This is a genomic window from Rhodovulum sp. (assembly GCF_011048875.1).
Taxonomy (GTDB): Bacteria; Pseudomonadota; Alphaproteobacteria; order Rhodobacterales; family Rhodobacteraceae; genus Rhodovulum; species Rhodovulum tesquicola.
Genome location: NZ_DSDD01000259.1, coordinates 1 through 4,625 on the forward strand (window position 1 = coordinate 1; position 4,625 = coordinate 4,625).

1 protein-coding gene and 2 pseudogenes are annotated in these 4,625 nt (G+C 68.0%); 1 reads left to right on the plus strand and 2 read right to left on the minus strand.

The genetic code is table 11. From position 1 onward, the window contains the following. Positions 1-147: pseudogene (locus ENN83_RS09145) on the minus strand (thiol reductase thioredoxin); the annotation flags it as partial. Between the two features lie 383 nt (positions 148-530). Here ENN83_RS09145 and ENN83_RS09150 point away from each other — a divergent pair. Beyond that, a pseudogene (locus tag ENN83_RS09150) lies at positions 531-1,568 on the plus strand (DUF2254 domain-containing protein); the annotation flags it as partial. 312 nt (positions 1,569-1,880) lie between these two features. On the opposite strand, the gene gcvP reads toward ENN83_RS09150, so the two are convergent. Next, positions 1,881-4,625, minus strand: a 2,745-nt coding sequence (gcvP, locus tag ENN83_RS09155; protein ID WP_287186144.1) for an aminomethyl-transferring glycine dehydrogenase, incomplete at its 5' end; no start/stop codon positions are given.

The window sequence follows — 4,625 nt, forward strand, 5'->3', positions numbered from 1 at the left end:
AAGCGTGCGAAAGTCGATCTCGACCGGCTTGCCGGGCACCAGCCGCGCCCCGCAGGTGCCGCATTTCGGCCCCGCCCCCAGCTTGTCGGACGGCACGCGGTTCACGCTGCCGCAATCGGTACAAGTCAGTTTCAGCCCGGTGCCCATGAACCGCCCTCCAAAAACATTCTTGTTTGTGAATATTTTACCTTGAATCCCTCCGGCATCAAGAGCAGACTTCTACTGCGGATGCATCAAAAGGCGGAACGGGCATGACAGAGGATCCGAAAACGCAGGACCTGACCCCCTGGGCGACGCTTGATCCGGCGCGGCAGATGGCGCTGCGCGAGGCCTATGCGGCCGATCCGTTCTGCCTGACCGGGACCTGCTCGCTCGAAGCCAAGACCCGGCATTTCGCCGCGTGGCTGGCCGCGCGCGGCGTCGCGTTCTCCGAGGCCGACCTGCACCCCGCGCGCCGGTCCTGAGACGCACGGCTGGACCGGCGCGCCCCAGATGCCAGGCTCGGGGTCCGAGGTCGCGAGGAACTTCCGATGCTGTCGAAACGGCTCTGGCACCTGATCCGGCTGTCCCGCAAGCTGTGGGTCCGGGTGGCGCTGATCGCGCTTCTTGGCATCCTGGCCGCGCTGACCGCGACGGTGCTGGACCCGATCATGCCCGCCGCGCTGACCGCCCGGATCGGCGAGGATGCGGTGATGCCGATCCTGAACGCGCTGGCCTCGTCGATGCTGGCGGTCACCACCTTCTCGCTGTCGGTGATGGTCTCGGCCCATCACGCGGCGTCGAGCCAGGTCACACCGCGCTCGCACCGCCTGCTGCTTGAGGACACCACGACGCAGACGGTGCTGGCGACCTTCCTCGGCGCCTTCGTCTTTGCGCTGGTCTCGATCATCCTGTTCCGGGCGGGGTTCCACGCCGGTTCCGCCCCGGTCGTCGTCTTCCTGTTCACGGTGCTGGTGGTGGCGCTTGTGGTTCTGGCGATCCTGCGATGGATCGATCACCTGTCGCGGCTGGGCAGCATGGACGAGACCATCGCCCAGGTCGAAACCCGCGCCCGTGCAACGCTGCGAAAGCACCGCGCGGCGCCCAGCCTCGGGGCGCGCCCTCTGCCCGACGCCGCATCGATCCCCGCGGGTGCCGAGCCGATCCTGGCCCCGCGGGGCGGCCATGTGCAATTCGTCGACATGGCGGGACTCTCGGCGCGGGCCGCCGAGGCGGGAGCAGAGCTCTACCTTGCCGCCACGCCGGGCGAGTTTCTTGTCGCGGGCGCCCCGCTGGCCTGGCTGCACCCCGCCGGAAGCGCGCCGCCGGCGGCGTTCCAGCCCGCCTTCGAAATCGACGCTGTCCGCAGCTTTGACCAGGATGCGCGCTTTGCGCTGGTGGTGCTGTCCGAGATCGCCTCGCGCGCGCTGTCGCCCGGCCTGAACGATTCCGGGACTGCGATCGACGTGATCGCCCGGCTGGAACGGCTGCTTGCTGAATGTGATCCGGTCAACGACGAAGTGCGCTATCCCAATCTTTTCGCCCCGACGGTCAACGCCGACGACCTGGTGGGGGATGCCTTCGACACCATCGCGCGCGACGGGGCAGGCATGGTCGAGGTGATGCGGCGTCTGGTCAAGGCGCTGAACACGCTGCGCACGGGCGGGGACGCGGGGCTTGCCCATGCCGCCGAGCGGATGACGGCGCGCGCGCTGGCCCATGCCGAACGCGCACTTGTGCTTGACGATGACAAGGCCGGGCTGAAGGCGCTGGCCGATCAGCGGGATCGGCACCGCAGCGGAGCGGCGGCGCCGGGCCAAGCCCCCGAGCGAGAAGGGCAAGGCGCCCGGATGTCCGGTTGGGCCAACAGGACATCCGGGCGGCCCCGCCATCCGCGTGGACTATTCCGCGGCTTCGGCCAGATCCTCAACCGGCGGGCAGGTGCAGACGAGGTGGCGGTCGCCATAGACATTGTCCACCCGGTTGACCGGCGGCCAGTACTTGTCGACCCGGAAGGCGCCAGGCGGGAAACAGGCCTGTTCGCGGGTATAGGGCCGGTCCCAGTCGTTCACCAGATCCTCGACCGTGTGGGGGGCGCGCTTCAGCGGGTTGTTCTCGCGGTCGGCGCGGCCCTCCTCGATCGCGCGGATCTCCTCGCGGATCGCCAGCATCGCGGTGATGAAGCGGTCAAGCTCGGCCTTGGTCTCGCTCTCGGTGGGCTCGATCATCAGCGTGCCCGCGACCGGCCAGCTCATCGTCGGCGCGTGAAAGCCACAATCGACCAGCCGCTTGGCGATGTCGTCCACCGTGACGCCCGCACTCTCGGCAAAGGGGCGGGTGTCGATGATGCATTCATGCGCGACCCGGCCGTTCCGCCCCTTGAAGAGCACGTCATAGGCGCCCTCCAGCCGCTTGGCGATGTAGTTGGCGTTCAGGATCGCGAGTTTGGTGGCTTGGGTCAGCCCCGCGCCGCCCATCAGCAGGATATAGGCATAGCTGATCGGCAGGATCGAGGCCGAGCCGTGTATCGCGCCCGACACCGCCCCCTGCCCGCCCGTCATCGGGTCGCCCGGCAGGTGGGGGGCGAGATGCGCCTTGACCCCGATCGGACCCATGCCGGGGCCGCCGCCACCATGGGGGATGCAGAAGGTCTTGTGCAGGTTCAGGTGGCTGACATCCGCCCCGATCTCGCCGGGTTTGACCAGCCCCACCAGCGCGTTCAGGTTCGCCCCGTCCAGGTAGACCTGCCCGCCGAAGCGGTGGGTGATCTCGCAGACCTCGCGCACGGTTTCCTCGAAGACGCCATGGGTCGAGGGATAGGTGATCATGCAGGCGGCCAGGTTGTCGCCCGCGGCCTCGGCCTTGGCGCGGAAATCGGCAAGGTCGATATCGCCGGTCCCGGTCGCCTTGACCGCCACCACCTTCATTCCCGCCATGTGGGCCGAGGCGGGGTTGGTGCCATGCGCCGAGGTCGGGATGAGACACACGTTGCGGTGCCCCTGCCCGTTCGCCCGGTGATAGGCGGCAATCGTCAGCAGCCCCGCATATTCGCCCTGCGCGCCGGAATTGGGCTGCATCGACATCGCGTCATAGCCGGTGATGAGGCACAGCTTCTCGGCCAGATCGGCCAGCATCTCGGCATAGCCCTTCACCTGTTCGGCGGGGGCCAGCGGGTGGATGTTGGCGAATTCCGGCCAGGTGATCGGCATCATCTCGACCGCGGCGTTCAGCTTCATCGTGCAGGACCCGAGCGGGATCATCGCCCGGTCCAGCGCCAGGTCGCGGTCGGCGAGCCTGCGCATGTAGCGCATCATTTCCGTCTCGGCCCGGTTCATCTGGAAGACCGGGTGGGTCAGGTAGTCGGATGTGCGCAGCATCGCGTCGGGAAAGCGGTATTGCCCGTCGCCGCCCTCGTCCTTGCGGGTGATGCCGAAGGCGCGCCACAGCGCCTCGATGCTGGCGGGGCGGGTGGTCTCGTCCAGCGAAATTCCCAGCTTGGTCTCGCCCACCTTGCGCAGGTTGATCCGCTCGGCCTGCGCGGCCTTGAGGATCACGCCCTGCATCGGGCCGACCTCGACCGTGAAGGTGTCGAAGAAGTCCGCGGGTTCCACCTTGAACCCCGCCTCTTCCAGGCCCCGCGCGGTGCGCACCGCCTTGCGGTGAATGCGCTGGGCGATGGCTCGCAGTCCCTTCGGCCCATGGAACACCGCGTAGAACCCCGCGATCACCGCCAGCAGCGCCTGCGCGGTGCAGACATTCGAGGTGGCCTTTTCGCGGCGGATATGCTGTTCGCGGGTCTGAAGGGCCAGCCGATAGGCCTTGCGCCCGTGAGCATCGACCGAGACGCCGACGATCCGGCCCGGCATCGCCCGCTTGTAGGCATCGCGACAGGCCATATAGGCGGCATACGGGCCGCCGAACCCCATCGGCACGCCGAAGCGCTGGGTCGAGCCGACGGCGATATCGGCCCCCATCGCGCCCGGCTCCTTGAGGATCACCAGCGCCATCGGGTCGGCCACCACGATGCCCAGCGCGCCCGCGTCATGCAGGGCCGCGATGGGGCCGGTGAAGTCGTGCAGATGCCCGTAGGTGCCGGGATACTGGAAGATGCCCGCAAAGACCCGGGCCGGGTCGAGATCGGCAAAGGGATCGCCCACGATCACCTCGATCCCCAGCGGTTCGGCGCGGGTGCGGATCACCGCGATGTTCTGCGGGTGGCAGTGGTGATCGACGAAGATCGCGCCGGCCTTCGACGTCGCCACGCGCTGCGCCATGGTCATGGCTTCCGCGCAGGCCGTCGCCTCGTCCAGCAGCGAGGCATTGGCGATTTCCAGCCCCGTCAGGTCCGAAACCATCGTCTGGTAGTTCAGCAGCGCCTCGAGCCGGCCCTGGCTGATCTCGGGCTGGTAGGGCGTGTAGGCGGTGTACCACGCGGGGTTTTCCAGAATGTTGCGCTGGATCGCGGGCGGCGTGACCGTGCCGTAATAGCCCTGTCCGATCAGCGTGGTGAAGGGACGGTTCTTCTTGGCGATCTGGCGCATGAACCACAGCATCTCGCGTTCGGATTTCGGCTTGCCGAAGTCCAGCGGCTCGGCCTGGCGGATGCTGGCGGGCACGGTCTCGTCGATCAGGGCCTCGAGGGTAGA